Origin of the sequence: Haladaptatus sp. AB643 (assembly GCF_024136975.1) — an archaeon.
In the GTDB taxonomy this organism is placed as follows: Archaea; Halobacteriota; Halobacteria; order Halobacteriales; family Haladaptataceae; genus Haladaptatus.
Map to the genome: position 1 here is coordinate 1 of NZ_JAMYJW010000013.1, position 25350 is coordinate 25350.

The following is a 25350-nucleotide window of genomic DNA, read 5'->3' on the forward strand; positions in this document are numbered from 1 at the left end:
AAGCGTTGCTTGGCGGTCAACCGGACGGAGTCCGGTGAAACCGTGAACCAGCGGTCGTCCGAAGGTCGCTGCCGATACCGTGCGAGAGATGACGAAGGGAGCGACAGCGACGAAAGGAATCGGCTGGGGAGGTGTGTGGGCGGTGGCGGTTGCGGTCTTCATTGCCGCTCGGCTACTGAAATCACAACAGAACCAGAAAATCGGTTACGTAGCGAGCATGGACTTTCAATGCTACCGTTTCGCAACTGCAATCACAAAACAACCCAACCCGTCTCTCCCAACCTATTCCCGACTCACTTGACTCGCACTCGCTCGCCGGGAGGCTTCCAACACAAATTCTTCAGACAGCGCATCGATTTCCCCGGCCTGCACGCGCCAGAGGTTGGCGTACAGTCCGTCGTTGTCGAGCAACTCTTCGTGCGTGCCGCGCTCCACGATTTCCCCTTCCTCCACGGAGAGGATGGTGTCCGCGCCCTTCACCGTCGAGAGGCGGTGGGCGATGATGAACGTGGTTCGGTTCTCGGTGAGTCGGTCGAGACTGCGCTGGATGAGCATCTCCGTCTCCGTGTCCACCGCGCTCGTCGCCTCGTCCAACACGAGCAGTTCGGGGTCTGCCAGAATCGTCCGAGCAATCGAGATGCGCTGGCGCTGACCGCCCGAGAGTTTCAGGCCGCGCTCGCCGACCCGCGTGTCGTAGCCGTCCGGGAGGTTGGTGATAAAATCGTGTGCCTCGGCGGCCTTCGCGGCGGCCACGATGTCGTCGCGGGTCGCGTCGAACGCCCCATACGAAATGTTCTCCTCCACGGTGCCGTCGAAGAGGAAGGTGTCCTGCCCGACGTAGCCGATGTGCCCGCGTAGGCTCTCGACTGTGAGTTCCCGCACGTCGTGGCCGTCCACCCGAATCGCGCCGCCCGTCACGTCGTAGAGGCGCGGGAGGAGTTTGCAGATGGTGGACTTCCCGGCACCGGTCGGGCCGACGAGGCCGACCGTCTCGCCGGGGTCGGCGGTGAACGTCACGTCCGAGAGGACCTCGTGGTCGTCCTCGTACGCGAAGTCGACGTGGTCGTATTCGACGCGGCCGTCCACGGAGTCGGCATCCAGCGCCACGGCGTCCGGGTCGCTCGTGATGGCCGGTTCGATGGAGAGCAGACCAAAGATGCGTCGTGCGGAGGCCTTGGCGTCCTCGTAGCGGTCCACCACCTCGCTCATCTGCGTGAGCGGTTCGACCATGCGCTGGGTGAGGATGAGAAAGGTGACGAGGTCGCCAATGCGGAGAGTACCGCCCGAAAAGCCGAGCGGCGGGCCGGAGAGGAGCCACAGTCCCCCGACGACGAACGTCGCGGCGAACGCGATTGAGGTGAGCAACTGCATTCCCGGTCGATAAATGAAATTCATCCGGAGCGCCTGCCAATCCCGGCGGAAGTAGTCGTAGGAGACCTTCCGAACGCGCTCGTCCTCGAACGACTCCGTTCCGCTGGTTTTGATGACCTCGATTCCGGCGAGGTTGTTCTCCAGTCGCGTGTTCAGGTTCCCGACCGACGACCGAACCCCCGAGTAGAACTTCTCGATCCGCTTCATGAACCACCACGTGAACAGCGCCGCGACGGGAATAACGGCCATCGTGACGAGCGCGAGTTGTGGACTGGTCAGGAAGAGAATCGCGCCGATGCCGACGATGAGGACGAACAACTGGACGGCGCTCCCCATCATATTGTCGAGGAACAGTTCGAGGCGGTTCGCGTCGTTGTTCAGGACGCTCATCAACTCGCCCGTCTTGTGGTCGTCGAAGAAGGTCATATCCAACCGTTGCATCCACTGGTAGGTCGAGGTCCGCACTTCGTGTTTGACGCGATGGGAGAACAGGTTCAGACTGGACGACCGTGCGAAGTTACAGAACGCCGCGAGCACCATCGCCACGCCCATGATTTCGGCCGAGAACCAGAACTGGCCCATCTGCGTCGTCGGAATCCACGACTGAGGGACGAAATAGAGCGAGTACGCATTGCTATTGAACGACTTGGCGAACACCGAATCGATAGCGACGCCGAGCACGAGCGGCGGCACGAGCGACAGCAACCGCGACAGCAGGCTCGTCACCAATCCGATGATGAACCAATGGTAGTGATCCTCCCCGTATTCGGTGAACAACCGAACCATCGGTCGTTCCACTTCCTCCCCCAACTCCTCCGGGTCGACCTCGTCGGCACTCATTCCGTGAACGGTTCAGAAGGAATTCATAAAGAGTCATGGGTCTCGGCAGGCTGGGAAACGCAAGACATAGCTCCCGCCCGTCCCGAAATCCGAATCATGTCGTGGAAGCTGCTCGTCGTCGCCGGACTGTTCGAAGTCGCGTGGGCCATCGGCCTCGAATACTCCGAGGGCTTCTCGAAACTCTGGCCCTCCGTCTTCACCGTCGTCGCCCTCGTCGTCAGCATGGCCTTGCTGGCGAAGTCCCTCCAGACGCTCCCCGTCGGCACCGCCTACGCCGTCTGGACCGGTATCGGAGCGGTCGGAACCGCGACGCTCGGTATCGCCCTCTTCGACGAATCCGCCGACGTTCTGCGGATACTGTTTATCGGGGTGATCGTGGTGGGAATCGTCGGCCTGAATCTCGTCTCCGGCTAACCCCACGAGATGATTTGTCCGGAGCAGTGCTGTTAGCAACCTCGATCATGGCTTAGAAAAATCGGAGATTTTTGAACACGTTGGAGCGAATCGGCTGGAGAGGTGCGTGGTCGTTGCGGGCGGTGCGGTGGTGGTGCGGTGGTGGTGCGGTGGTGGTGCGGTGGTGCGGTGGTTTCGTTGCCGCTCGGAAATCGCAGTCACGACAGAGCCAAATCCCGTTTGTAGCGAACGGTCAGAAGTTCTCGAAACCAATCACTGGGCAACTGTAATCACAAAACTCCCCAAGCAGACACGCCCGAGCCGTCCCTATTTTCGGAGAATCAACCGAAGCACGTCCTCGTCCGCGAGTTCGTGTTCCACGCCGACCTGCTGTTCGTCGTGCTTGGCGCTCGGACCGCTGACGCGGGCGAAGCGGAATCGCTGACCCAACTCGCCGCCGAGGTGGTTGCAGGCATCCTCGATGGTACTGCCCTTCGGGAGGACGAGCGGCTCCTCGTAATCGACGCCGCGTCCGGGTTTGTCCATGTAGATCCGCATGAGGCCGAGCTCTTCCCAAATCTTTTCGCGGAGCGCGTCGAGTCCCTTCTCCTTCTCGGCGCTGATGAACACGGCTTCGTCCGGGTCGATGTCGTGGTCGCGGAGTTCTCCGCGGACTTTTTCGGCGTAGTCGTGCTCGATGAGGTCCACCTTGTTCACGGTCACCATCGACGGGAGGTAAACGCGGTTGTCCATGATGCCGTCGATGAGGCGGTCGATGTCCACCTTTTCGCGCAGGGTGACGTTCGCGTTGACGTACCCGCGCTCGCGGAGGACTTCCTTGATCACGTTCTCGGAAATGTCCTGGTCCGCACTGGACGTGACACGGATGCCACCGCGGCCCTTCTTGGCGATGGAGATGCTGGGCGGCGTGGAGTCCAATCGGATCTTGTTCTCGTAGAGCTCCTCCTGCAAACGTTCGTACTGATCTATTTCGAAGACGGAGAGGACGAAGACGACGAGGTCGGCCGCACGAACCACGGAGAGGACTTCCTGCCCGCCGCCGCGGCCGTGGGCGGCACCTTCGATGAGTCCGGGCACGTCGAGGAGTTGGATGTTCGCGCCGTTGTACTGCAACATTCCGGGGTTTACGTTGAGAGTGGTGAAATCGTACGAACCGACTTCGCTCTCCGCGGCGGTGAGCGAGTTCAACAGCGTCGATTTGCCGACGCTGGGGAAACCGACGAATGCGACGGTTGCGTCACCCGTCTTCTCGACGGCGTATCCCTCTCCGCCACCGGCGGAGGACTGGTTCTGTAGCTTCTCCTTTTTCTCCGCGAGTTTCGCCTTCAGCCGACCGATGTGGCTCTCGGTGGACTTGTTGTACGGCGTGTCCGAGATTTCCTCGCGGAGTGCTTCGATTTCCTCCTCCAGTCCCATTAGGAACACGTCAGCCGTGACTGCCGAAAAACTTGTTCCTTCTCGTCAGCGGGATTTTGTCCCTTAATTCGACACGTTAATACGTTTCGGCCTGTCACATGATGTGAAGTCAAATGCCGGATCCTGCCCGTCTCCGCGATAGCACGCAAATCGTCCTCCACCGCGACACGCTCGATGGGATCCGCTGCGAACTCGAACACAACTTCATGCTGACGATCGTTTCGGCGAGCGGCGAATGCGACGAGTGGCTCCGTCTCATCGGCAGTCCGGTCGAGATCAAGAACGCGAGTCGATTTTTGGGACGGCACGGCGTCAGCCTGCCGTAAACGAGCTACAGACGCCGTTCGTTTCCTCCCGCAGACCTAGGGAACCGTTCGTACCCGCGGAGAGCCGATCCCACCGTTCTCCAGCACCCGAAAAGAAATCCTTAAAACTCCGGCGAGATTTCGGATACGTATGGTAGATACGATAGAAGTACTCGTCCCCGGTGGACAGGCCAACCCCGGCCCACCACTCGGCCCGGAACTCGGCCCGACGGCGGTCAACGTTCAGGAAGTCGTCAACGAGATCAACGAGCAGACGGCTGCGTTCGACGGCACGGAAGTGCCGGTCACCGTCTTCGTCGAGGACGACGGCGGCTTCAGCCTCGAAATCGGTGTCCCGCCGACGGCGGCGCTCGTCAAGGACGAGGCCGGATTCGATACTGGCAGCGGTGAACCCCAGAAGGATTTCGTCGCCGACCTCTCCATCGACCAAGTGAAAAAGATCGCCGAACAGAAGAAACCCGACCTCCTCGCCTACGACACGAAGAACGCGGCGAAGGAAGTCGTCGGAACGTGTGCCTCGCTCGGTGTCACCATCGAGGGCGACAACGCACGCGAGTTCAAAGCCAAAGTGGACGCCGGCGAGTACGACGACGCGCTCGCGGCGTAAACTGGATTCTTCTTCATATCCACAGCAGTATCGCGGAGTAGCCACCGGCACCGAGTGCGAACGCCCAGAAGCGACTGCGCCGTTCTTCCGGGAGTTCTTCTTTGATTACGTTGAGGATGACGCCACCGGCGAGGAACGCAAAGAGGGTGTTCACGACGGCTTCGTCCACGTGCGTGGCGATACCGATCCCCCAGCCAACGACGACGGCGGCGGCGAGCACCCAGCGGCCGACCCGGTCGTAGGTGTCCCGGTGGTGGTCCCGAAAGCCGTAGTCGTTGACGATGAAGTGAAGCGCCATGGCCGTCGCGTACAGCAGGAGGCTGATGATTCCCGGTTGCTCCCGATGCACGAGCAGGTAGCCGATGAGCGCGTTGTACGTCGTGAACGCGCCGACGTGAATCCAGAAGACGCTCATGGTCGTCCCCGGTCGGGTGGTCCTTTTCGGATCGATAGAACGATTCTCGTATCCCGATTCCTCCGCGAGTCGTTCCAATCCGTAGAACAGCGCGAATCCGCCGAGCGCGACGAGGAAGACGTGGCGCTCGAAGAATCCGGCGAGGAGCGGAACCGATTCGAGTATCGTCCCGCCCTTGAGGTCGGGGAGGACGTGGACGAAGACGTAGGCGACGGATGCCCCGCCAGCGATCGAGAGCCAGTAGTTTCGCGGTATCCCTCGAAACGCGCGTACCTGCCCGGCGCCGAGGTGCACGGACGCGAGCGTGATGGCCACGAGGCCGGTGAGAAGCGTCGATGTCGTCATCGCTGTCTGCACGTGATTCGTGCCCAAACCGCAAACCAATGGTGGCTCGGCGGGGTATTTCGCCGAAATGGTTCGACGGGTTTAAGTTCCGCATGCGTCAAATTCGGGTGAGACAGGCATGGCCTGTTTCACTGACCCGTAGGAGCATTCCTGCGTACTACGGAGGTGAACGATGGCAAATAATGAGATAGAGCAAGCAGTCTCTCGCGCACTCGAGGACTCACCCGAGCGGAATTTCCGCGAAACGGTGGACCTCGCAATCAACTTGCGCGACCTCGATTTAAACGATCCGTCGAATCGTGTCGACGAGAGTATCGTACTCCCGTCCGGAACCGGCCAAGATACCAAGATTGTCGTCTTCGCGGAGGGTGAGACAGCCCTTCGCGCAGAGGACGTCGCGGACGACGTTCTCTCGGGCGACGAACTGGAAGACTTGGGCGATGACAACGACGCGGCAAAAGACCTCGCGGACGAAACGGACTTCTTCATCGCCGAGGCGTCGATGATGCAAGACATCGGTCGATACCTCGGTACCGTTCTCGGTCCGCGCGGTAAGATGCCGACGCCGTTGCAACCCGACGACGACGTCGTCGAAACGGTCAACCGGATGAAAAACACCGTCCAGCTTCGGAGCGGTGACCGACGAACGTTCCACACGCTCGTCGGCGCCGAAGACATGTCCGCCGATGACATCTCCGAGAACATCGACGTTATCGTTCGGCGTCTTCACTCCAATCTGGAGAAAGGACCGCTCAACGTCGATACTATCTACGTGAAAACGACGATGGGACCGTCGGTGGAGGTTGCCTAAAATGTCCGCAGAAGCCGAACACAAGACAGAGCACATTCCGGAGTGGAAGCGCGAGGAAGTCGCTGAGCTGACGGATTTCGTCGAGAACTACAACAGTGTCGGCGTCGTCAACATCACCGGCATTCCGAGCAAACAGCTCCAGAACATGCGCCGCGGTCTTCACGGAAGCGCGGAACTTCGCGTCAGCCGTAACACGCTGGTGCAGCGCGCGCTCGACGCCGTCGGCGATGGGTTCGACGACCTGGAGGAGTACATCTCCGGCCAGATCGGCCTCATCGGGACGAACGACAACCCGTTCGGCCTGTACAAGGAACTGGAAGCCTCGAAGAGTCCGGCACCGATCTCGGCCGGCGAGATCTCCCCGAACGACATCCTCATTCCCGAGGGTGACACGGGTGTCGACCCCGGACCGTTCGTCGGCGAACTCCAGCAAGCCGGAGCATCCGCACGGATCATGGATGGCTCCATCCACGTGACCGAGGACAGCCTCGTCGCGGAGGAAGGCGACGAGGTTTCGCAAGAACTCGCGAACGTCCTCGCCGAACTCGGCATGGAGCCGAAAGAGGTCGGTCTCGACCTGCGCGCCGTCTATTCGGACGGCGTCATGTTCGAGTCGGACGAACTCGCCATCGACGTGGACGAGTACCGCACGGACATCGAGACGGCTGCGGCCTTTGCCCGCAACCTCTCGGTCAACGCCGTGTACCCGACCGAGCAGACCGCACCGCTGCTCATTTCGAAGGCCACGGGCGAGGCCAAGAGCCTCGGCCTGCAGGCCGAAATCGAGAGCCCGGACGTCGTGCCGGACCTCGTGAGCAAAGCGGACGCACAACTGCGCGGACTTGCCGCACAAATCGACGACGAGGACGCGCTGCCTGAGGAGCTTCGCGGTGTCGAAGCACCTGCAACGGGCGACGCGGCCGAGGAAGAAGAATCGACTGACGAAGAAGCAACTGAAGCCGAGCCTGAAGACGATGACGACGACGATGATGACGACGAAGACGCAGGCGCAGGTCTCGGCGCGATGTTCGGATAATTACTAACCATGGAATACATCTACGCAGCACTCATCCTGAACGAATCGGGCGAAGAGATCAACGAAGACAACCTCACGGACGTGCTCGACGCTGCTGGCGTCGACGTCGAAGAGTCCCGCGTCAAGGCGCTCGTCGCCGCACTCGAAGACGTGGACATCGAGGAGGCCGTCGAACAGGCCGCCGCCGTCCCCGCTGGTGGTGCCGCTGCACCTGCCGGTGGCGACGACGAAGGCGCTGCTGACGAAGCCGAAGAAGAGGAAGCCGCTGAAGAAGAAGAAGAAGACGACGAGGACGAGGACGCCGGTGGCGAGGGCCTCGGCGAACTCTTCGGCTAAACGCGACGACTTCAACTCGAACACTTTCTTTCGGACGCCGCGTGGAGAGCGACGGCGTTCGCGGACGTGACTGTCGGGATGGTTCTGCGGTTTCGATGTGATTGCTGGGGAGTTGACGTTCGTCTTCGAAAGTTGGGGGTGGTGTAGAATTCTATTCCCGCAGATACGCCACGACTTCGTCCGGGTCCGCCGATAGACCGCCGCCCTGTGCGAACGTCGGACTGCCGCCACCGCCGCCGCCGAACTCGGCTGTTACGTCGTCCACCACGTCGCCAGCATCGACTTCTCCCGCAGTACCGACGACGATGAACGTGGAGCCGTCTTTTCCGGCAAGCGCGACCACGTCGGCCGTCTCACCCGCGAGTTCCCGCACCCTGTCGCTCAGTTCGTTCGGTCCGACGCCGTCGATGGTTCCGACCAGCCACTCGTGACCGTTCCGGACGACGGTCTCCTCCGCGAGTTCCGCGATGGTTGCCCCGACGAGTTGTGATTTCGCGTCGGCCAACTCGGCTTCGAGCGCATCGATTTCGTCGGTAAGTCGGGCGATTTCGTCGGGCAAATCCCGAACGCCGGTTCCCGCGATTCGTGCGGCATCCAGCGCGCTCAGTTTTTCCTCCGTCCGCGTACGGATGGCTGGCGGGCCGACGGAGAACTCCACGCGCGTCATGCCCTCGCCGGGGTTCGACCGGTCGAGGATCGTCACCGGGCCGATTTCGCGGGTGTTCTCGACGTGCGTGCCGCCACAGGCCGCCACGTCCCAGCCGTCGATATCGACCACGCGAACCGTGTTCGAACCGCTCAGCACGCCCTCTTCCGTTTTGGTGTTGAACGCGATTTCCTCCCGCTCCAGCGCTTCCTCCTTCGGGACTTCCTCCCACGAAACGGGTATCGAGTCCCATACCGCGCGGTTCGTCAGGCGTTCGAGTTCCGCGAGAACCCCGTCGCCGATGTCCGTCGAGGTCTGGAAATCGACGCGGATTTTCTCCTCGCCGATGTCGAAGCCACCGTAGCCGAGATCGTCCAAGATTCGTCGACCCGCACCGTACAGGACGTGGCTCGCCGTGTGCGAGCGCATGCAGTAGGTGCGAAACTCCTCGTCGATCTGGCCGCTGATTTCGTCCCCCTCGGTGAAGTCGGGCGTCGTTTCGAGGCTGTGAACCACTTCGCCGTGTCGTTTCTGTACGTCCACGACCGGAATCCCGTCGAGCGTACCCCTATCGGCCGGTTGGCCGCCGCTTTCGGCGTAAAAATACGTCTCCGAAAGGATGATATCGGTGCCATCGACGTCCGAAACGGTCGCCTCGAAGCTCGTTCGATACGGCTCTGCTGGCGCGTGAGTCATACCCGTTCGTGCGAAACGGGCGGACAAAAACGCTACGCCGACTCCGACAACGTCAGGTCGAGGCGTTCCTCCAGCGCCTCGATGACCGACCCGCCGACGCTCGCGCGGTTGGCTCGGCTCTGTTCGACTGCGAGCAGGTCGTCTTCATCGATTCCGAGTTCGTCCGCGAGTTCACCGGACTGCAGTCCGGCCTCCTGTCGCGCCTCGACGACGCGGTCGCCGTAGTCGGAGACGAGATACGGGAGCGGGTCGCTGTCGTAGCTCGTCCCCTCCTCTTCCCAGTGGCGTGCATCTCCCTTGCGGGCGTCGTCCATGCGCGCCGTGCGCTGGGCGGCGCGACGCTTGCGGTCCTGCTCGCTCAGCTGATTTCCGCCAGTTTCCCGCTTTTCCTTCGGTTCCGCGGCGTCGTTGTGGCTCGCACAGTCCTTGCAGACCTGCAGGGTCGCGCCTGCGACGCTCGCCTCGCTCAGCGAGTCGGAGGCTTTCCCGCAGAGTTCACAGGAACCGCCGCTACCGTTTCCGGACGAATTCCCGGTCGAGTATTTTGCCATACCCCCGTTAGGAAGGGACTACATTTCAATATCGCGTTTGATTTCCGGAGCAAAGTGCGCCCGAACGCTTATCCACGGCCTCGTCGTGGTCGTTCCGGGGTATCGAAGATGCTCAGCGCACGAAATCGACTCGATGGGAAAGTGGTGGCAGTGGAAACGGGCGACGTGACCGCGGAAGTGATTCTGGACGTCGGTGACGACGAAGTCGCCGCCGTCATCACCCGCGAATCGGCCGAGAACCTCGAAATCGAGGAGGGGATGGAACTGACCGCCGTGGTCAAGGCGACAGACGTCATGGTCCGGTCGGACTGAAACTCATCGCTCCATCGACGCGGCGATTCGTTCGACGGCGCGAACGAATCGCCAGAATAGGTACAATCCGATGAGCGGGAAAACGATACGGAACCACGCGAAGAACCGCTGATTGATGAAAATGCTGTATAGGAAGGTGAGGATTGCGACGCCGATAATCGTCCAAATGAGGTACCGTTCATCGAAATTCTCGGACATATTTATGTCGAATATCAAATCGGATATATAGATGCCGATGCGAGAACGATTATCGGATATCCTGACTTCGGGTCGAAACGGTCCGTGGTAAGTTTGGAACGCCCCCACGAGAATCCGAATCAGGTATTTGATGGGGGTCTCTCCGTAGGAGTACATCATGGAACCAGAAACGTCCGACCGAAAGGACGATCACATCGAGATTATACTCGAAGAGGACGTCGAGACGCCCGGCAGCGGGTTTTCCGACGTGCAGTTGATTCACGAGGCGCTCCCCGAGATTCATCGTGACGACATCGACACGTCCATCGAGTTCTGTGGTCACGAACTCGCCGCCCCCATCGTCATCGAGAGCATGACCGGCGGCCATCCGAACACGACGAAGATCAATCGAGCGTTGGCACGGGCCGCGGGGGAGACCGGGATCGCGATGGGTGTCGGAAGTCAACGTGCAGGGTTGGAGAAACCCGAGGATGAAGCACTCATGGAGTCGTTCACCGTCGTTCGGGACGTCGCGCCCGATGCGTTCCTCTACGGCAACATCGGTGCGGCACAGCTCGCGGAGTACGGGGTCGAGGGCGTCGAACGGGCGGTAGAGATGATCGACGCCGACGCGATGGCGATTCACCTCAACTTCCTGCAGGAAGCCGCACAGCCGGAAGGCGATATCGACGCGCGGGATTGCCTCAAGCAGGTCGAAACGGTCGCGTCCGAGTTGAGCGTCCCCGTCATCGTCAAGGAAACGGGGAGCGGGATTTCGAACGCAACCGCACAGCGGCTTACCGACGCCGGTGCCGACGTCCTCGACGTTGCAGGCAAGGGCGGAACGACGTGGTCCGGCGTCGAGGCGTATCGAGCGAGTGCGGTCGGTGCGGACCGTCACGCAAAGATCGGGAACCTGTTCCGGAGTTGGGGGATTCCGACCGCCGTCAGCACCGTCGAAGCCGCGGACGCACACTCCTGTGTCGTCGCCAGTGGCGGCGTCAGGTCCGGGCTCGATATCGCCAAAGCGATCGCGTTGGGCGCACAAGCGGGCGGCCTGGCGAAACCGTTCCTCCAACCGGCGGGCCGCGGGTCCGAAGCGGTTATCGACCTGATCGGCGACCTCCGCGCGGAACTGACGACCGCGATGTTCGTTTCGGGGGCGAATTCCGTCGCGGAGTTACAGGAGACGGAGTACGTCCTCCTCGGTCGGACCAAGGAGTTCATCGACCAACGTCGAGACGGTGGACAATAGAGCCGTGAACTCCGACGAGAGCGGGACGTATCGAGTGACCGAGGCACACGAGTCCGAGTTCCCCGACCCGATCACGGTTTCGAAGGGCAACGAAATCGAAGTGAGTGAGCGGGATATCGAGTGGGACGGTTGGCTCTGGTGTGTCGATTCGGCGGGCACGGCGGGGTGGGTCACATCGCGGAACCTTCGAAAAACGTGATAGTTCGGCCGGAATCGACAGACGGTTTACCCGCTTGGCGCTACGAGGAGTATGGACGAGTTCGGCTACACGACGGACATCGAAGTACGCTATCGTGACCTCGACACGATGGGACACGTCAACAACGCCATCTACGTGACGTTCCTCGAACAGTCGCGAGTCGATTACTTCGAGGACGTTCTCGGCATCTCACCCACCGACATCTCCGGCGTCATCGCCCATCTCGAAATCGATTATCTCCGGTCGATAACGGCCGAGGACGACGTGACCGTCGCCATGCGCGTCACGGACATGGGAACCACCAGCGTCACGATGGAACAGGAGATTCGCGCGGGGGGCGAACCGGCCGCCACCGCCGAAATCGTGCAGGTCGTGTTCGACGAGAACGGGGAGGAACCGCGACCCATCCCATCCGAGTGGCGCGACAGGATCACCACGCACGAAGGACTCTGACGGCTATCGCTACGTTTTGGGAGTTTCCGTTTCGAAAATCGAGCTAGCCGGTGCTACCGGACGATACTTCGAGAGAAAACTAACCAGCCGAGGCTGGTGAGAAGTTGTTTTCGGTAGGAATTGTGCGTGGGTGATGTCCTCGAAGGAGATCACCTGCATCGTGTTCGGCGGTTACACCGCCTCACGTGTTCGCGGCAAAGCCGCGCATGCGATGCGTGGGACCGGATTTGAACCGGCGGACCCCTACGGGACAGCGCCCTCAACGCTGCGCCGTTGGCCTAGCTTGGCTACCCACGCCCGCTGTGTCTGTCTGCACTCAATGGTAGATGGTGGGCTAATAAAAGGCCTTTCATTTTACTCAGCAACGGCATAGGTTCGCATAGATGTGACAGAGTACGTCCAATACGCTAATTATTGGTCCGAACGATTCTGAATTGATGTCGATTGGCTTCATCTCCCGGCTGAGAAATACACGTGTGGACTACGTTTGCCCGGAGTGCGCCCGCGCGTTCAACCTTCCCTGCGAACGCTGCCCCGCCTGTGACTGTGACCGACTGTACAAAATAGTGAAATAGCGTCGATCGCTTCTCGATGCGATAGCTATTCGTGGCAGTTCGTCCCTTGCTCGTGAATCCATTGAGAGATAGCCGTTAATATTTCTCTAAATTTTTGAATTCTGTATTATGTGGAAAATAATAAAGTATTTATTATCTAAATTATAATTTGATGTCTGATAAAATCAGCAGAGAAGAAAGGACGGACGCGTCGGGCGACAGCAAATTCACACGCCGTGGAATGATGGCACTCACGGGGCTAGCGGGTCTCGGAATCGCAAGTACCGGGATGGCGAGCGCGGCGCAGTCGGGCGACCTCGACATGAACGGGTATCAAATACTGAACGTTAACGACATCAAAGCAGCCAGTAATACGGCCTACTCTTCGTGGATGTCGTCCGGCAGTGGAAGCGGTGCAGTTCAATTGTGGGACAAAAGCGCCGGAACGTATTTCTTACGTGCACAGGAGGACGGCAGCGGCAGTGCTGGACCGATCAACGTCAATTCGTCCATCGAGGACGGACTTGACGTGGACAACCTCTCTATCTCCGGATGGAACGTAGTCGATTTGGTCGAAAAGGGTGCTGACCCGAGTGGCGGTACGTCCATCAACAGCCTTCTCGACCAGTATGCGGGCGACAACACGCTCATCGTACTCCCCGACGGGGAGTACAAGATGGATGGACCGTTTAATCACGACCAGTTCACGAACTTCGGGTTGGTCGGGAAAGGGGACGCGATTCTAAAAGCGACGGGGAACATCACGACACCACTCCTCGGGTTCGGGTACACTGATGACACGAAAACGCGCGAGACGCTGCGTTTGGAAAACCTGACCATCGATATCACGAACTCCGGTTGTCGACCACTCTTCTGTTTGGCCGAGAAGAACATGCTCGTTGAAAACGTCGAAGTCGTCGGAAAACGCCAGGATGGGGTCGGCAACATCGACAGCAACATCTTCGGGATGACCGCTTCCGACGGCTACGGCCGCGTGAACATCCGACTCCCCGATGGTGGGGAGTATCGCTCGGGCAAATCGAGAACCAGCCAGTTCATCGGCGTCGCGGCGGGCGGCGGTCGAAACGTCGGAACACTCGTCTTCGACGGCTGTTACCTCGCGAACTTCCTCAACAACGGCTTGTACCTCAAAGCACACCCGGGGCAGGTGTATGTCAAAAACTGCCACGTCAAGAACTGCGGCCTCACTTCGATTCGACTCGGTGACGGTCATTCGGCACGTGACTGCTTGATAGAAATCGATGACGAAGCGGCGAAATCGAACACGAACGTCCCGTCATCGAGCGACTTTAACCCCGCCGCACAGGCGATTTGGGGAGAGCTCGGAAACACGGTCTACGAGAACATTACCATCGTGCGGAACAACGGCGGTAATCGACTCATCCGCAACGGAACCGACGCCGATGCGTTCATGCGATGCTCGAACCTCAACGTCGAGGATAGCGGTACCGGGGACGTTTTCGAACTCGTATACGATGGCGAAATCGTCATGGAAAACTGCGTCTTCGAGAAGAAAGCGGGGAGCAGTTGGACATCCCAAGTAGAGTCGCCCAACGCTCGCGTCACGATGCGGGATTGCAAATATACGACGACGAAAGACAGCACCAACCGGCGAGGGATTCTCGTCAGGGATAGCGAGCGATTCGTCGCCGAGAACTGCTACTTCGACGCGCAGAACTACACGCTCCAGCCGGTCGATAATCGTAGCTCTGCGGAGATGTATACCCGTATCGTCGGCTGTGAGGTTAACGGCCGCCTCAACATTAAAGGCCCGAAAGTCGCGGTTGTCAAGGACTGTGACTTCTCGAACGGCAACCTCACGTTCGGCGAACACGCCGATACGGAGTTCGTCCGGGACAACTATTCGGCGTAGATACGGCTTCGCAGCAGAGAAGAGCAACTGAAAGACGATTTTTCGAGAAATACGCGAACGCCTGCTGTCAGTGGTAACTGGTATGCAGACGGAGGTTCAATCCGCGCGTGTGAATACGACTGTCCGAAACAACGTCCCGACGCTGACCGCGCTCCTGAGCATCGTCTCGCTCGCGCTGGTGTTCGGTGCGGTACTGGGTGTCGTCCCCGAACACGCCATTCCGCGCGCGCCGAACTCGTTTCTCGCCGCGATTCCTCACCTCAACGCCGCAATCAGCGTGGCGGCCATCGCCATCATCAGCGCGGCGTGGCACGCGATTCAACAGGGTCACCTCCTGCGCCACCGGACCGGGATGATGACCGGCCTCGTCCTGTTCGTCGCCTTCCTCGGTCTCTACCTGTACCGGGTGTCGCTCGAAGGACCGACCGAGTTCCCCGGGCCGAAGGCCGTCAAACAGTTCGTCTACCTGCCGATACTGGCGATACACATGGTTCTCGCTATGGTCTGTATCCCGCTGCTCTACTACGTACTGTTGCTCGCGCTATCCCATCCCGTGAGCGAACTCCCGAACACCAATCACCCCCGCGTGGGACGGATCGCGGCGTCGTTGTGGCTCACCTCCTTCGCGTTGGGCGTGGTCGTTTACGGATTGTTGTACGTGGTGTACTGATTCGAAGATTCCCTCGAATTCGTGGGTTTTAGCGCCGAACGTACCACACGAAACCGAACTAGCCACACGATATATCCACTCCCGACCCGTACATCTCGTTCATGCCAATACCGGGATACGACCCGGACGATTTGGACGAACTGCTCGCGGAGCGACTCGAAGCGCGCGGTGGTCCCTCCCTCACGCCACGACAGTGGCGCGAGTACGAGAACGGAGCGAACCTGTTCGATGTCCTGACAGAATCGGAGATCGAGCGGTTGCTGCACGAGGAATAACGCCGTCGTGTCACGCGTTTGGACGAACTCCGGAAACGAAAAAGCGGTCACAGTACAACTCGGCTAATCGTGGAAACACCCCGACGCCAATGCCCGCAACCACCACGGAAACCACGATGGATACCAGTGGCAATCCCATCGTCTTCGCCACCGAACCGCCCCCGTAAGCCACGACGGCGAGGACCGTGTTGAAGTAGAGAAGGCGAAGGAGCAACAGGGAGGGCGTCAACGACACCCAACCCGGTGTTTCGGTCCCCAACGGAGAGAGCCACCCGCCACGAATCAGGGCCACTTCGACGACCATCGTTGTCCACGCGACCAACGCCGACGTTTTTACTCCGAAAAATCGGTTGGGAATGGAGACCATCACGAACCAGAGGAACGGGACGAGCGGAACGGAAACGTCCGCGAACGCGTAGACGATATCGTCCAGAAAGCGTCCGAAATTACCCTTCTCCTTGGTGTTCGTCTTCCCGTGACCGAACCAACCGCGGCGGCGGCGACTACGGGCGGGACGTGTCGCACGACACGGATGGTCGTTTCTGCCGGATGAAGACGGCATAGATTCGCGAATTACACGGCGGGAACGGTAAAAGTACGTACTACATCGTTAGAGCGGCGTCAGTCGCTCGCACCCTCGATAACAGGTCGCTTCACGTCGCGGTCGGTCTCCTCGTCGTCGATGTCGTAGGGATAGCTTCCGGTGACACAGCCGAGACAGAGGTCGGTCTGCGAGACCGAAAGCGCGTCGGCGATGGCTTCCTTCGAGAGGTAGGCGAGGCTGTCGGCGGCGATGGTCTCCCGTATCTCCTCGACGGACTTGTCGGAGGCGATGAGTTCCTCCCGGGTGGCCATGTTGATGCCCATGTAGCAGGGCGCGACGATGGGCGGCGCGCCGATTCGCATGTGGACTTCCTCGGCCCCGCAGTCCTTGAGCAGTTGGATGAGTTGGGTCGAAGTGGTCCCGCGGACGATGCTGTCGTCGATGATGGTGACGGTGCGCCCCTCGACGGTCGATTTGATGGGGTTGAGTTTCAGACGGACCGCGCGTTCGCGTTCGTCCTGTGTGGGCATGATGAACGTCCGGCCCACATAGCGATTTTTCATCAGTCCCTCCGCGAACTCGACGCCCGACCCGTCCTCCTGTGCGGCCTCGGCGTATCCGGAGGCGAACGCGCGCCCGGAGTCGGGAACGGGCATCACCACGTCGCTCTCGATGCCGCTTTCGTCCCAGAGCTTTCGCCCCAATTCGCGGCGCACCTCGTACACGAGGTTGTCGTCGATGATGCTGTCCGGACGGGCGAAGTAGACGTGTTCGAAAAAGCAGTGGGCGGTTCCTTCCGGTTCGACGAGTTGGTAGGTGTCGTAGCCCTCACCGTTCGGCTGTAGCACCACGAGTTCGCCGGGACGCACGTCGCGGACGAGTTCGCCGTCGATGGTGTCGATGGCCGCCGATTCGGAGGCGACGACGTAGCCGTCATCGACCTTGCCGATGACGAGTGGTCGATTACCTTCCGGGTCGCGAACGCCGAGCACCGTCTCGTCGTGCATGATGGCGAGCGAGTAGGAGCCGTGAATCCGGTTCATCGTTCGCTTGACGGCCCGAACGAGGTCCTCTTCGAGGAGGTTGCGCGCGAGGTCGTGGGCGATGACTTCCGTGTCACCGTCGGACGTAAAGGCGTGGCCCTTCCCCGCGAGTTCGTCGCGGATCTCTTCGGAGTTGACGAGGTTGCCGTTGTGCGAGAGCGCGAGCGATCCGCTCTTGAACGAGACGGTGAAGGGTTGTGCACAGCTCTTGTCCACGCTTCCGGCGGTCGGATAGCGAACGTGACCGATTCCGGCGCTTCCCTTCAGATCGTCGATGTCCTCCTCGGTGAAGGCGTCCCCGACGAGGCCCATCGAGACGTGGTCGTGTTGTTGGAAGCCGTCGTGTGTGACGATGCCTGCCGACTCCTGCCCGCGATGCTGGAGGGCGTACAGCGAGTAGTAGAGGGGGCGAGCAGCGTCCCGACCGGCGAGTGACGCGCCGACGACGCCACATTTCTCGGTCGGTCCGCCGAGGTCTCCATCCCGGCCACTTGACATGGCTACCTGTAGCGGGGGACAGTAGTAAAAACCCTCGTTATCGTGCCGTATTTCCCAGCCCGCAGGCGAGAAATATGCACATCCGTGAATACCGATTCGGGAGACGAAGCCGCCGGCTCGTCGGTGAGAGGTTTAAGAGGGAGAAAATCAACAGCAGGCGATTAGTTGTCGCCGGCTCGACTCTGCCACTCGTAGTCGCGTCGTTTGCTCGATTTACCGAAGCCGCACGACGAGCAAACACCTTTTCTCACGTGATACGATTTCTCACCGCAACGGCGGCATTTCACGTGCGTCGTTTTGTTCTTCTTGCCCTGGCTTGGAGTTCCTGCACCAGTCATGGAGTAATCGAAACGACGTTATCGCCGCGTATAATGGTTGTGTCTTCGTCTTCGATGACGAGGTTCATGTGCTGGTCGTAGCCCGTAAGCGTACCAGTGTACTCCTCTCCACCTTTCAGCTGTACTGTCACTGCCGAGTTCAACGACGCTTCGAGAACGTCGAGTGGTCGTCCGCTCATATCAACAATCCCAGTGTTTGTGTTGATAAACGTACCGGAACGGAAATCGCGTGGTTGCGGTCAGATATCGACCGAAAATCCGTCTCGACCGCTCGCCCCTACCGCAAATTCTGCCAGCAGGTCGGCCGACGCGTCCAAATCGTCCGTGTCGATGACTTCGACGGGCGTGTGCATATAGCGGTTCGGGAGTCCGAGGTTGAGCGACGGGGTGCCGCCACGGGCGGTGAAGAAGGCGTCCGCGTCCGTTCCCGTGTGGATCCCGGCGGCTTGCAGTTGAACGGGGATTTCGGCGTCCTCGGCCGCCGTGCGCACTGCGGCGACGACTTCGGGGTGGTTGGCGCTCCCGCGTGCGACGACCGGCCCGCCGCCGAGGTCGATGGTGAGGTCGGAGAACTGCTCTTCCCCATCGACGTCGGGGCTGTCCATCGCGTGTGTCACGTCGATGGCGACGATGGCGTCCGGATTCAGATCGAACCCGACCATCTTCGCGCCCTGCAATCCGAGTTCCTCTTGAACCGTGCTCACGGCGTACACCGTCGCGTCCACGTCGCGTTCGGCCGCCCGGCGGAGCGCCTCGGCGGCGACCCACGTTCCGACGCGGTTGTCGATTCCCGGCCCGGCGACTCGCGTCCCACGCAGGTCCTTGATGGTCGCCTCGAACGTGATCGGGTCGCCCACATCGACCAGTTCCTCGGCCTCCGCTTCGCTCTCGGCACCGATATCGACGTGTTGTTCCACGATGTCCTCGAACTCGTCGTCTTCGGGGTCGCGCAGGTGGATCGCGCGTTGGCCGACGACGCCGTTGACCACGCCGTTAGCAGTGTGCACTTCGACGTGTTGGCCCTTCGTCACGGTTCGGTCGGTGCCACCGATCCGGTCGATACGGAGGAAGCCGTCCTCGTCGACTCCGGCGACGATGAGACCGATCTGGTCGGCGTGGCCCGCAAACGCGATTTCCGGTCCGTCCCCTTCGACGACGGCGACGGCGTTGCCATACCCGTCGGTTCGAACCTCGTCCGCGAACTCGGAAACGTACTCGACCCACACGCGTTGGCCTTCCACCTCGAATCCGGACGGACTGGGTGTCGTCAACAGAGAATCCAAAAACCCGCGTTGCTTTTCGTCCATATCCGTGAACGGGCGATGGTCCGTCTTCAACCCCCCGAATACCACGAGGTAATGTATGAAAAAATATGTTGACCCAGAATCAATAAGGGGATGAACGTTGAGGAGTGGTGCATGGGGTTTCTAGAACTACACCTTCACGAACCGAACTTCACACTCAACACGGGCGAGGCGGAATCGTCGGGCATGTTCGGATGGAAAAAGCACGAACACGGAAAGCACGGCAAACACAAACACGGAAAGCACGGCAAACACAAACACGGAAAACACGGCAAACATGAAGCGCACGACGAGGGTTCGTCGGTAACGGAGAAACTGGCACCAATCCTCTTTCTCGTCGTGGCCGCTGCGGTCGCACGACGGCTTCGACACCGACGGGAGTGACTGGACAGAAGGATTTTGTCGGCTCGAATACAACGTAGTGGTGTGAATCTTTACCGTAGCGTCCGTGCCGTCACCGGCGCATCCGGAACCGGCCCCATCGATTGGACGGCGGTGGCCGACGCGGCGAAGGCGGCGACGGACCCCGGCTCGATAGACCTCTCACCTGCGGAGCAGGACGGCTATGCGACCGACGTGCGCGACGCCCGAAACCGCGTCCGTGAAGTCTCCGGCGTCTCCTTCGACGTTCCGAGCACCGTCGAAATTCAGAACCGTCACCACTGGATCGACGCGAACATCGCCACATTCGAACGCGTGATGGAACCCATCGAAGAGTACGGCCCCGACGTGCTTCCCGGGATCGCTCGCGTCGTCAACACGGGAACCATGACGTTCATGCTCTCCCTCCTCGGCAACAACGTCCTCGGCCAGTACGACCCGCTCCTACTCGCCGAAGGTGACGACCACGCGCTTTACTTCGTCCATCCCAACATCGCCCGTACCGCGGAGGAGTTGGAAGTCGATGCCGACCGCTTCCGCCGTTGGATCGCCTTCCACGAGGTCACGCACGCCGCCGAATTCGGCGCGGCACCGTGGCTCTCGGATTATCTCGAATCGGAGATGGAATCCGGCATCGAGGCCCTCGCCCACGGGGAAGTGGACCGCGATGCGTTCCAGCAACTCGACACCGCCATGACCGCCGTCGAGGGCTACGCCGAACTCCTCATGGACGAGGCCTTCGACGACGAGTACGAGGACCTCCGCGAGAAGATCGAAGCCCGACGGAAGGGAATGAACCCGCTCTCGAAGCTCATGCGTCGCATGCTCGGCCTCGGCATGAAACGCCGACAGTACGAGCGTGGGAAGGCCTTCTTCGAACACGTCGTCTCGGCGCGGAGCGTCGAGGTCGCGACTCGCGTCTGGGAGAAACCGGACAACCTCCCGACCGACGACGAACTCGAACACCCCGAACGCTGGCTGGCACGAGTCTGATCTTCCTTCTTTACTGCGGGTGAGAGGTCGATCCGGTTCGAACACTCTTTCGACTACTTCTGATTCCATTGGATAGTTCCACGGCAAGCGCCCGACGTGACTCCTCGCCGTCGCCGTCAATGATTTGTCAAATAACGTCGTACGCCCACCATGCGCATGGGGGGTGTAGTGGTCACGATTCTCGTCTGTACCACGCTGTTGGGAGCAGGGGTAACGGTACAGGGGAGTCAGAACGGGTCCGGAATCAGCGTTTTCGCGCCGGAAAACCGGGTCGCTCCGGGACAGGAGACCCGACTGCAACTCGTCGTGGCCAACGACGGGAGCGGTACGAACGGCGGTTCGACGCTCTCGGGCGCGACGGTCGAAGTCGGGGACGCGAACACGCCGATAACGGTGCTGTCGAATCGCGTCCCGGTCGGGACGCTCCCCCCCCGGAACACAACAGTCGGTGCCCGTTCGAATCCGAGTCGGCGAGCGGGCGACGGCGGGTGAGTACGTCCTGCCGGTTCGAGTGACGTACACGACCGATTCCGGCGAACGGACAGTTCTTCGATACGTCTCGGTTCAGGTAGAGCGAAGCCCCCGGTTCCGCGTGGTGAACACGACGGTCAACGGGAGTGCGGGCGAGACGGGAACGCTCTCGCTCGCCATCCGGAACGCGGGGACGGTCGGGGCGTTCGACGCGAGCGTGGTCGTCAACTCGACTGACCCCAGTATTCGGTTCGGGAACAACGCCACGACGGCCGAAACCTCGGTCGGCGAGTGGTTACGCACGGATACGAAGTACGTCCAGTTCCCGCTCCAAGTCGGGCCGGACACCGACGCCCGCAACGTCACCGCACAGGTCCGCGTCGCGTACGACACCCGAACCGGCGAACGGCGGCTTTCGGACCCGCTGTACATCGGGATTCGACCCCAGACGAAGCCCTCGTTCGCGGTTCGAGACGTCACCAGCACGCTCCGCGTCGGCGACACGGGACGCGTTTCGGGCCGCGTCGAGAACACCGGCAACCGGACGCTCGACGACGCGACCCTGATCCTGTCGCCGTCGAACGGGACCGCCCTCCGTCCCGCGGAAACCCAGTTCCCGCTCGGAACCCTGCCGAACAACAGTTCGCATCGGTTCGGGTTCGACTTGGACGCGACGAACGCCACGAACCCCGGTCCACGCGATTTCACCGCCAGACTCACCTACCGCGACGGGAGCGGCGTGCGTCGCGTGACCGATCCGATTTCCGTTCCGGTCCGGGTGAAACCGCGACGCGAACCGTTCGTCGTCACCGCGACGGACGCCAACTTCACCGTTGATTCGAGCGGAACGCTCCGGGTGCGGGTGAAGAACAACGCCGGAAAGCGTCTCTCGAACGTCACGGCACGACTGCTGGTTTCGGATCCGTTGTCGAGCGACGACAGCGAGTCCTACGTCGGCGTCCTCGGCCCCGGAAATTCGTCGTCCACCTCGTTCCAGTTGACCGTGAGCGGGAAGGCGATTCCCGACCGACACCCCGTCGCGGTCGCCATCTCCTACGAGACGCCGAACGGCGATCAGCGCCAGGCCGGGCCGTACGCGGTGCCGGTGAACGTCCAGCGTCAATCGGGTTTCGGATCGTCGCTGATCTCGGTCGGGATCGTAGTCGGTGTGCTGGTGCTCGGGGGACTGTGGTGGCTCCGACGGCGATGACGAGGATGAGGACAAAGTCGTGGGGAGATCGATATCGAAGGTCTCCACCACTCGCTACGAACACGAGTGTTTGGTCGGTGTGGAGTTGCAACTACTACGATGATGACTTCGAAAGCCCCCGCCCGCTCGCGGTTACACCGCTCGCCTGCGAGGTTGCTCCGCACCCTCGTCTGCCACACCCTCCCCAGCCGATTCCTCCGGTCGCTAGCGCTCCCTTCGTCATCCCTCGCACGAATTTTCCGAGGTGACGCGGCCAGCGGTTCGGCCGCGTCACCTCGGCAGCGCGCGCCACTCGAACGGACGGGGGGCTTTCGAGGTAGTCTTCTCAGTCGTTGCAATCGTAGAGTTACCCTCCTCACAACGTCGGAGCACGGGTGGGGGACCTACTGAACTGTCATCACAGTTTCGACTGTCACGAAATCACGAAACACGTCTCGTCGTCACACGTCCCGTCGTTCGAACAGTTCGGCGCTGAGGACCAACAAACCGATGGCGGCGACGGCGAGGATGGCAAAATCGTGGAGCGAAATCGTTCCATCAGTGAGAATCTTCCCGACGTCGAAGTAGCGCGTGAAGGCGAAATCCCCGATCCAGTCGTAGTCGGTATCGAACGTGGTGGAGTCCACGAGGAACATCGCGAATATCCCCCCGACGGCGACCGTCCGGGCGCGGCGAGCCGTGTCGAACCGGACGGAGGCGAGCATGCCGAGGCTCGCACACGCGAGGAAATACACGATAGAGTAGGCGTGCAGGGTGAACAGGTAGGCGGGGTCGAGGTACTCGCCGATGAACTGGACGCCGAGGTAGACCGCGAGGAAGCTGATGGCGTTGACGACGAACATGCTCGGAACGAGCGCGAGATACTTCCCGACGACGAGGCGGGTTCGGGTGACCGGATGGGCGAGAACCAAATCGAGCGTGTCGTTCTCGACTTCGCCCGCGATGCTCGACGCGGCGGCGTAGGCGTAGTAGATGCCGAGGCCGAGGAGCCACGCGATCTGGTAGAACTGCGAGGCGAGGTAGCCGTCGATGGTCGTGATGCTCTCGACGTTGCCGATGAACGCGCGGCGGGCGTCCTCCGGGAGGTTCTGGACGTAGGTGTCGAAATCGGCCCCCGACTGCTGAATCGATGGGAACAGCGCGACGATGAGGACGATGAAGACGACGAGCGATGCCGACAGTAACAGCGTTCCACGGACGCGCCGTCCCATCTCGAAATTCGTTATCTCGAACATCCTGTCTCCCACCTACGACTCCGGTTCACCGCCGTAGAACTGCATGAACACGTCTTCGAGCGACGTCTCTTCGACCTCCAAATCCCGGATCGAGTAGTCGTCGAGAACGTCCACGAGACCGTCGAAGTTACCCGTAACGACCAGTCGATAGTAGCCGTCTTCGTCGCGGCTACTGTCGATGGCCCCGTCGAACAGCAACTCGTCCGAGTCGGGCGTTTCCACGAGGTCGAGGCGGACGATCTTTCCGCTCTTTCGCAACAGTTCACCGATGTTCTCCAGCGCGACGAGGCGACCGTCGCGGATGATACCGACGCGGTCACACACCTTCCGAACTTCGCTCAGGACGTGGGTCGAGAACAACACCGTGACCCCCCGTTCGCGCTCGTCGAGCAGCAATTCGTACAGTTCGTTCTGTGCGAGCGGGTCGAGTCCCGCCGTCGGTTCGTCCATGATGAGGAGGTCGGGGTTGTGCATGAACGCTTGTACCAGAGCCAACTTCTGGCGGTTCCCCCGCGAGTAGGTCTTCACGTTTCGGTCGATGGGGACGGGGAACCTGTCGAGCAACTCCTCGCGGCGCTCGTCGCCGGAGAGTGCCGCGAAGTAATCGAGTAGCTCCGCTCCGGTGACGTTTCCGTAGATCGTCGCGTCGCCGGGGACGTATCCGATCCGATGTTCGACGCTTCTCGTCCGCTCGGTGACGGTGTGCCCGAGCACCCGCGCGGTTCCGCTCGTCGGGCGCAAGAGGCCGAGCAGGACTCGAATCGCGGTCGATTTTCCCGCCCCGTTCGGTCCGAGAAACCCGAAGACTTCTCCCGGTTCGATGGAAAACGTCAGGTCTTCCACTCCTCGAACGTCCCCGTAATACTTGGTCAGTTCCTCGATGGCGATCGGCTCCGGCGCGGACACCGGAAAGTGAACGTTTGCGAACGACTTATACGATTCGCCGAAACACTCGGCGTCGTTCGGCATCGCAGTACCGAGGAATGACGGCGTTCCCAGAACCCTTATTTCATCATCCAACGTACATCTGTATAATGACTTCTCGCCTCGAATTTCAGAACGAGTCGGGCGAGGGTTCCACCGTCCAACACGTGACGTTCATGGAGTGGCTTTCCGGCTTGAAAGCCAGGGGCAGTAACCTTCTCGTCACGGGCGAGGTTCCCAAGGAAACGAGTGCCGAGTTCAGCCGGACGCTGTTTGGACAGGGAGAACGAACGCGAATTCTCGGACTCATCAACCCGACGACGATGGACGCGGAGTCGTATCTCCCGGGTACATCGAACCGGCCAGAGACACAGGTGATCGACCAGCGCCCGGAATACCGTGCGGCGACGGCCGACGATTCGACTGCCGCTCGGCCGACCGACATCGATCGTGAATCGTTCCGCTCGGCGCTGGTTTCGGCGATCGAGGTTCACAACGACCGAAACGGTGGATTCGAGCCTGCCGAACTACGGCTTGGCCTCGATTCGGTCGAGGTGTTGGAGATGAACGACGACCTCGTTTCGCTCACGCAGTTCCTACGGGGGATTACCGCACTCGTTCGTGGGGTCAACGGAATGGCACACTATCACCTTCGCGTCCCGGACGACGACCCGATGGTGGACGAGCTATCGCCCCTGTTCGACGCTCGTATCGAACTACGAAAACGACCGGGGCGAGCAGAACAGCGCTGGCACGTGCCGACGCTCGATGAGACGACGGACTGGGTAGAACTATCGTAGGTAACGGGAA

The 25350-nt window shown here is 60.8% G+C and carries 31 protein-coding genes and 1 tRNA gene; 18 read left to right on the forward strand and 14 right to left on the reverse strand.

The annotated features are described in order from the left end of the window. Window positions 1-282 precede the first annotated feature (282 nt). Complete coding sequence (locus NKF25_RS20285; RefSeq protein WP_253228457.1) at window positions 283-2211, reverse strand: ABC transporter ATP-binding protein; 1929 nt, start codon at window positions 2209-2211, stop codon at window positions 283-285. A 96-nt stretch (window positions 2212-2307) separates the two neighbouring features. Here NKF25_RS20285 and sugE point away from each other — a divergent pair, with 96 nt between their 5' ends. Further along, the gene (sugE, locus tag NKF25_RS20290; RefSeq protein ID WP_253228458.1) at window positions 2308-2625 is read left to right on the forward strand and encodes a quaternary ammonium compound efflux SMR transporter SugE; all 318 of its coding nucleotides are present in this window, start codon (window positions 2308-2310) and stop codon (window positions 2623-2625) included. Between the two features lie 306 nt (window positions 2626-2931). On the opposite strand, the gene NKF25_RS20295 is transcribed toward sugE, so the two are convergent. Beyond that, the gene (locus NKF25_RS20295; RefSeq protein WP_253228459.1) at window positions 2932-4041 is read right to left on the reverse strand and encodes a GTP-binding protein; all 1110 of its coding nucleotides are present in this window, start codon (window positions 4039-4041) and stop codon (window positions 2932-2934) included. A gap of 113 nt (window positions 4042-4154) precedes the next feature. Here NKF25_RS20295 and NKF25_RS20300 point away from each other — a divergent pair, with 113 nt between their 5' ends. Beyond that, entirely contained in the window at window positions 4155-4367 is a 213-nt protein-coding gene (locus tag NKF25_RS20300) for a hypothetical protein (protein ID WP_253228460.1), read from the forward strand. A gap of 130 nt (window positions 4368-4497) precedes the next feature. Then, window positions 4498-4974 carry a 50S ribosomal protein L11 gene (locus tag NKF25_RS20305; RefSeq protein WP_253228461.1) on the forward strand — a complete coding sequence of 159 codons (477 nt, stop codon included), beginning with the start codon at window positions 4498-4500 and terminating at the stop codon, window positions 4972-4974. 13 nt (window positions 4975-4987) lie between these two features. On the opposite strand, the gene NKF25_RS20310 is transcribed toward NKF25_RS20305, so the two are convergent. Then, a complete protein-coding gene (locus NKF25_RS20310) occupies window positions 4988-5734 on the reverse strand; it encodes a hypothetical protein (protein WP_253228462.1) in 747 nt (248 codons plus the stop codon). A gap of 172 nt (window positions 5735-5906) precedes the next feature. Between NKF25_RS20310 and NKF25_RS20315 the strand changes: the two genes are divergently transcribed. Genes NKF25_RS20315 through rpl12p form a run of 3 tightly spaced genes read left to right on the forward strand, consistent with a single transcriptional unit; the run spans window position 5907 to window position 7917 of the window. After that, window positions 5907-6545, forward strand: coding sequence for a 50S ribosomal protein L1 (locus NKF25_RS20315; RefSeq protein WP_253228463.1), 639 nt, complete (start codon window positions 5907-5909; stop codon window positions 6543-6545). A gap of 1 nt (window position 6546) precedes the next feature. Next, a complete protein-coding gene (locus NKF25_RS20320) occupies window positions 6547-7581 on the forward strand; it encodes a 50S ribosomal protein L10 (RefSeq protein ID WP_253228464.1) in 1035 nt (344 codons plus the stop codon). Window positions 7582-7590: 9 nt separating this feature from the next. Continuing rightward, window positions 7591-7917, forward strand: coding sequence for a 50S ribosomal protein P1 (rpl12p, locus tag NKF25_RS20325; RefSeq protein ID WP_253228465.1), 327 nt, complete (start codon window positions 7591-7593; stop codon window positions 7915-7917). Window positions 7918-8068: 151 nt separating this feature from the next. On the opposite strand, the gene NKF25_RS20330 is transcribed toward rpl12p, so the two are convergent. Beyond that, on the reverse strand, window positions 8069-9259 hold the full coding sequence (locus tag NKF25_RS20330; protein ID WP_253228466.1) for a DHHA1 domain-containing protein: 1191 nt from the start codon (window positions 9257-9259) through the stop codon (window positions 8069-8071). 32 nt (window positions 9260-9291) lie between these two features. Then, window positions 9292-9810: a multiprotein-bridging factor 1 family protein gene (locus NKF25_RS20335; RefSeq protein WP_253228467.1), complete on the reverse strand. Its 519-nt coding sequence runs from the start codon at window positions 9808-9810 to the stop codon at window positions 9292-9294. A 108-nt stretch (window positions 9811-9918) separates the two neighbouring features. Here NKF25_RS20335 and NKF25_RS20340 point away from each other — a divergent pair, with 108 nt between their 5' ends. Beyond that, the gene (locus NKF25_RS20340; RefSeq protein ID WP_253228468.1) at window positions 9919-10122 is read left to right on the forward strand and encodes a TOBE domain-containing protein; all 204 of its coding nucleotides are present in this window, start codon (window positions 9919-9921) and stop codon (window positions 10120-10122) included. A 3-nt stretch (window positions 10123-10125) separates the two neighbouring features. Here the strand turns inward: NKF25_RS20340 and NKF25_RS20345 are convergent, their stop codons facing one another. After that, window positions 10126-10320, reverse strand: coding sequence for a hypothetical protein (locus NKF25_RS20345; protein WP_253228469.1), 195 nt, complete (start codon window positions 10318-10320; stop codon window positions 10126-10128). A gap of 157 nt (window positions 10321-10477) precedes the next feature. Between NKF25_RS20345 and fni the strand changes: the two genes are divergently transcribed. From fni to NKF25_RS20360, 3 genes are read left to right on the forward strand one after another with little or no spacing between them, the layout of a single operon-like run. Beyond that, entirely contained in the window at window positions 10478-11554 is a 1077-nt protein-coding gene (gene fni / locus NKF25_RS20350) for a type 2 isopentenyl-diphosphate Delta-isomerase (RefSeq protein WP_253228470.1), read from the forward strand. 4 nt (window positions 11555-11558) lie between these two features. Beyond that, window positions 11559-11753: an SH3 domain-containing protein gene (locus NKF25_RS20355; protein WP_253228471.1), complete on the forward strand. Its 195-nt coding sequence runs from the start codon at window positions 11559-11561 to the stop codon at window positions 11751-11753. Window positions 11754-11804: 51 nt separating this feature from the next. Further along, window positions 11805-12206, forward strand: coding sequence for a thioesterase family protein (locus NKF25_RS20360; RefSeq protein WP_253228472.1), 402 nt, complete (start codon window positions 11805-11807; stop codon window positions 12204-12206). A gap of 212 nt (window positions 12207-12418) precedes the next feature. On the opposite strand, the gene NKF25_RS20365 is transcribed toward NKF25_RS20360, so the two are convergent. Beyond that, window positions 12419-12503: transfer RNA gene (locus NKF25_RS20365), tRNA-Leu, on the reverse strand. Between the two features lie 429 nt (window positions 12504-12932). Between NKF25_RS20365 and NKF25_RS20370 the strand changes: the two genes are divergently transcribed. The 3 genes from NKF25_RS20370 (at window position 12933) to NKF25_RS20380 (ending at window position 15599) form a co-directional block, all read left to right on the forward strand. Further along, entirely contained in the window at window positions 12933-14654 is a 1722-nt protein-coding gene (locus NKF25_RS20370) for a hypothetical protein (RefSeq protein ID WP_253228473.1), read from the forward strand. An 82-nt stretch (window positions 14655-14736) separates the two neighbouring features. Further along, window positions 14737-15324, forward strand: a complete 588-nt coding sequence (locus NKF25_RS20375) for a DUF420 domain-containing protein (protein WP_253228474.1) — start codon at window positions 14737-14739, stop codon at window positions 15322-15324. A 101-nt stretch (window positions 15325-15425) separates the two neighbouring features. Next, window positions 15426-15599 (forward strand): hypothetical protein, encoded by a 174-nt coding sequence (locus tag NKF25_RS20380; RefSeq protein WP_253228475.1) that lies wholly within the window; start codon window positions 15426-15428, stop codon window positions 15597-15599. A gap of 10 nt (window positions 15600-15609) precedes the next feature. On the opposite strand, the gene NKF25_RS20385 is transcribed toward NKF25_RS20380, so the two are convergent. From NKF25_RS20385 to NKF25_RS20405, 5 genes are all read right to left on the reverse strand, one after another. Then, on the reverse strand, window positions 15610-16161 hold the full coding sequence (locus NKF25_RS20385; RefSeq protein ID WP_253228476.1) for a hypothetical protein: 552 nt from the start codon (window positions 16159-16161) through the stop codon (window positions 15610-15612). Window positions 16162-16220: 59 nt separating this feature from the next. Beyond that, window positions 16221-17684 carry an amidophosphoribosyltransferase gene (purF, locus tag NKF25_RS20390; protein WP_253228477.1) on the reverse strand — a complete coding sequence of 488 codons (1464 nt, stop codon included), beginning with the start codon at window positions 17682-17684 and terminating at the stop codon, window positions 16221-16223. A gap of 161 nt (window positions 17685-17845) precedes the next feature. Next, window positions 17846-18022 carry a 50S ribosomal protein L37e gene (locus tag NKF25_RS20395; protein WP_082837985.1) on the reverse strand — a complete coding sequence of 59 codons (177 nt, stop codon included), beginning with the start codon at window positions 18020-18022 and terminating at the stop codon, window positions 17846-17848. Further along, window positions 18019-18201 (reverse strand): LSM domain-containing protein, encoded by a 183-nt coding sequence (locus NKF25_RS20400; protein WP_007977665.1) that lies wholly within the window; start codon window positions 18199-18201, stop codon window positions 18019-18021. The genes NKF25_RS20395 and NKF25_RS20400 overlap by 4 nt, the downstream gene beginning before the upstream one ends. Before the next feature lie 60 nt (window positions 18202-18261). Continuing rightward, window positions 18262-19329, reverse strand: a complete 1068-nt coding sequence (locus NKF25_RS20405; RefSeq protein ID WP_253228478.1) for a M20/M25/M40 family metallo-hydrolase — start codon at window positions 19327-19329, stop codon at window positions 18262-18264. A 111-nt stretch (window positions 19330-19440) separates the two neighbouring features. On the opposite strand from NKF25_RS20405, the gene NKF25_RS20410 reads away from it, so the two are divergent. The 4 genes from NKF25_RS20410 (at window position 19441) to NKF25_RS20425 (ending at window position 22381) form a co-directional block, all read left to right on the forward strand. Next, the gene (locus NKF25_RS20410; protein WP_253228479.1) at window positions 19441-19710 is read left to right on the forward strand and encodes a hypothetical protein; all 270 of its coding nucleotides are present in this window, start codon (window positions 19441-19443) and stop codon (window positions 19708-19710) included. A 42-nt stretch (window positions 19711-19752) separates the two neighbouring features. Beyond that, window positions 19753-20700, forward strand: a complete 948-nt coding sequence (locus tag NKF25_RS20415; RefSeq protein WP_253228480.1) for a zinc-dependent metalloprotease — start codon at window positions 19753-19755, stop codon at window positions 20698-20700. A 156-nt stretch (window positions 20701-20856) separates the two neighbouring features. After that, the gene (locus NKF25_RS20420; protein WP_253228481.1) at window positions 20857-21192 is read left to right on the forward strand and encodes a hypothetical protein; all 336 of its coding nucleotides are present in this window, start codon (window positions 20857-20859) and stop codon (window positions 21190-21192) included. Then, entirely contained in the window at window positions 21149-22381 is a 1233-nt protein-coding gene (locus tag NKF25_RS20425; protein ID WP_253228482.1) for a sialidase, read from the forward strand. The genes NKF25_RS20420 and NKF25_RS20425 overlap by 44 nt, the downstream gene beginning before the upstream one ends. A gap of 440 nt (window positions 22382-22821) precedes the next feature. Here NKF25_RS20425 and NKF25_RS20430 read toward each other — a convergent pair whose 3' ends face one another. Continuing rightward, complete coding sequence (locus NKF25_RS20430; protein ID WP_253228483.1) at window positions 22822-23616, reverse strand: ABC transporter permease subunit; 795 nt, start codon at window positions 23614-23616, stop codon at window positions 22822-22824. 12 nt (window positions 23617-23628) lie between these two features. Continuing rightward, window positions 23629-24585: an ABC transporter ATP-binding protein gene (locus NKF25_RS20435; RefSeq protein ID WP_253228484.1), complete on the reverse strand. Its 957-nt coding sequence runs from the start codon at window positions 24583-24585 to the stop codon at window positions 23629-23631. A gap of 65 nt (window positions 24586-24650) precedes the next feature. On the opposite strand from NKF25_RS20435, the gene NKF25_RS20440 reads away from it, so the two are divergent. Beyond that, complete coding sequence (locus NKF25_RS20440) at window positions 24651-25340, forward strand: hypothetical protein (RefSeq protein WP_253228485.1); 690 nt, start codon at window positions 24651-24653, stop codon at window positions 25338-25340. The last annotated feature ends 10 nt before the right edge of the window (window positions 25341-25350 follow it).

Bases quoted from the DNA above. Each gene is read 5' to 3' on its own strand.
- NKF25_RS20285 (WP_253228457.1), bottom strand. From the start codon at position 2,211: ATGAGTGCCGACGAGGTCGACCCGGAGGAGTTGGGGGAGGAAGTGGAA.
- sugE (WP_253228458.1), top strand. From the start codon at position 2,308: ATGTCGTGGAAGCTGCTCGTCGTCGCCGGACTGTTCGAAGTCGCGTGG.
- NKF25_RS20295 (WP_253228459.1), bottom strand. From the start codon at position 4,041: ATGGGACTGGAGGAGGAAATCGAAGCACTCCGCGAGGAAATCTCGGAC.
- NKF25_RS20300 (WP_253228460.1), top strand. From the start codon at position 4,155: ATGCCGGATCCTGCCCGTCTCCGCGATAGCACGCAAATCGTCCTCCAC.
- NKF25_RS20305 (WP_253228461.1), top strand. From the start codon at position 4,498: ATGGTAGATACGATAGAAGTACTCGTCCCCGGTGGACAGGCCAACCCC.
- NKF25_RS20310 (WP_253228462.1), bottom strand. From the start codon at position 5,734: ATGACGACATCGACGCTTCTCACCGGCCTCGTGGCCATCACGCTCGCG.
- NKF25_RS20315 (WP_253228463.1), top strand. From the start codon at position 5,907: ATGGCAAATAATGAGATAGAGCAAGCAGTCTCTCGCGCACTCGAGGAC.
- NKF25_RS20320 (WP_253228464.1), top strand. From the start codon at position 6,547: ATGTCCGCAGAAGCCGAACACAAGACAGAGCACATTCCGGAGTGGAAG.
- rpl12p (WP_253228465.1), top strand. From the start codon at position 7,591: ATGGAATACATCTACGCAGCACTCATCCTGAACGAATCGGGCGAAGAG.
- NKF25_RS20330 (WP_253228466.1), bottom strand. From the start codon at position 9,259: ATGACTCACGCGCCAGCAGAGCCGTATCGAACGAGCTTCGAGGCGACC.
- NKF25_RS20335 (WP_253228467.1), bottom strand. From the start codon at position 9,810: ATGGCAAAATACTCGACCGGGAATTCGTCCGGAAACGGTAGCGGCGGT.
- NKF25_RS20340 (WP_253228468.1), top strand. From the start codon at position 9,919: ATGCTCAGCGCACGAAATCGACTCGATGGGAAAGTGGTGGCAGTGGAA.
- NKF25_RS20345 (WP_253228469.1), bottom strand. From the start codon at position 10,320: ATGTCCGAGAATTTCGATGAACGGTACCTCATTTGGACGATTATCGGC.
- fni (WP_253228470.1), top strand. From the start codon at position 10,478: ATGGAACCAGAAACGTCCGACCGAAAGGACGATCACATCGAGATTATA.
- NKF25_RS20360 (WP_253228472.1), top strand. From the start codon at position 11,805: ATGGACGAGTTCGGCTACACGACGGACATCGAAGTACGCTATCGTGAC.
- NKF25_RS20370 (WP_253228473.1), top strand. From the start codon at position 12,933: ATGTCTGATAAAATCAGCAGAGAAGAAAGGACGGACGCGTCGGGCGAC.
- NKF25_RS20375 (WP_253228474.1), top strand. From the start codon at position 14,737: ATGCAGACGGAGGTTCAATCCGCGCGTGTGAATACGACTGTCCGAAAC.
- NKF25_RS20380 (WP_253228475.1), top strand. From the start codon at position 15,426: ATGCCAATACCGGGATACGACCCGGACGATTTGGACGAACTGCTCGCG.
- NKF25_RS20385 (WP_253228476.1), bottom strand. From the start codon at position 16,161: ATGCCGTCTTCATCCGGCAGAAACGACCATCCGTGTCGTGCGACACGT.
- purF (WP_253228477.1), bottom strand. From the start codon at position 17,684: ATGTCAAGTGGCCGGGATGGAGACCTCGGCGGACCGACCGAGAAATGT.
- NKF25_RS20395 (WP_082837985.1), bottom strand. From the start codon at position 18,022: ATGACTGGTGCAGGAACTCCAAGCCAGGGCAAGAAGAACAAAACGACG.
- NKF25_RS20400 (WP_007977665.1), bottom strand. From the start codon at position 18,201: ATGAGCGGACGACCACTCGACGTTCTCGAAGCGTCGTTGAACTCGGCA.
- NKF25_RS20405 (WP_253228478.1), bottom strand. From the start codon at position 19,329: ATGGACGAAAAGCAACGCGGGTTTTTGGATTCTCTGTTGACGACACCC.
- NKF25_RS20410 (WP_253228479.1), top strand. From the start codon at position 19,441: ATGGGGTTTCTAGAACTACACCTTCACGAACCGAACTTCACACTCAAC.
- NKF25_RS20420 (WP_253228481.1), top strand. From the start codon at position 20,857: ATGGGGGGTGTAGTGGTCACGATTCTCGTCTGTACCACGCTGTTGGGA.
- NKF25_RS20430 (WP_253228483.1), bottom strand. From the start codon at position 23,616: ATGTTCGAGATAACGAATTTCGAGATGGGACGGCGCGTCCGTGGAACG.
- NKF25_RS20435 (WP_253228484.1), bottom strand. From the start codon at position 24,585: ATGCCGAACGACGCCGAGTGTTTCGGCGAATCGTATAAGTCGTTCGCA.
- NKF25_RS20440 (WP_253228485.1), top strand. From the start codon at position 24,651: ATGACTTCTCGCCTCGAATTTCAGAACGAGTCGGGCGAGGGTTCCACC.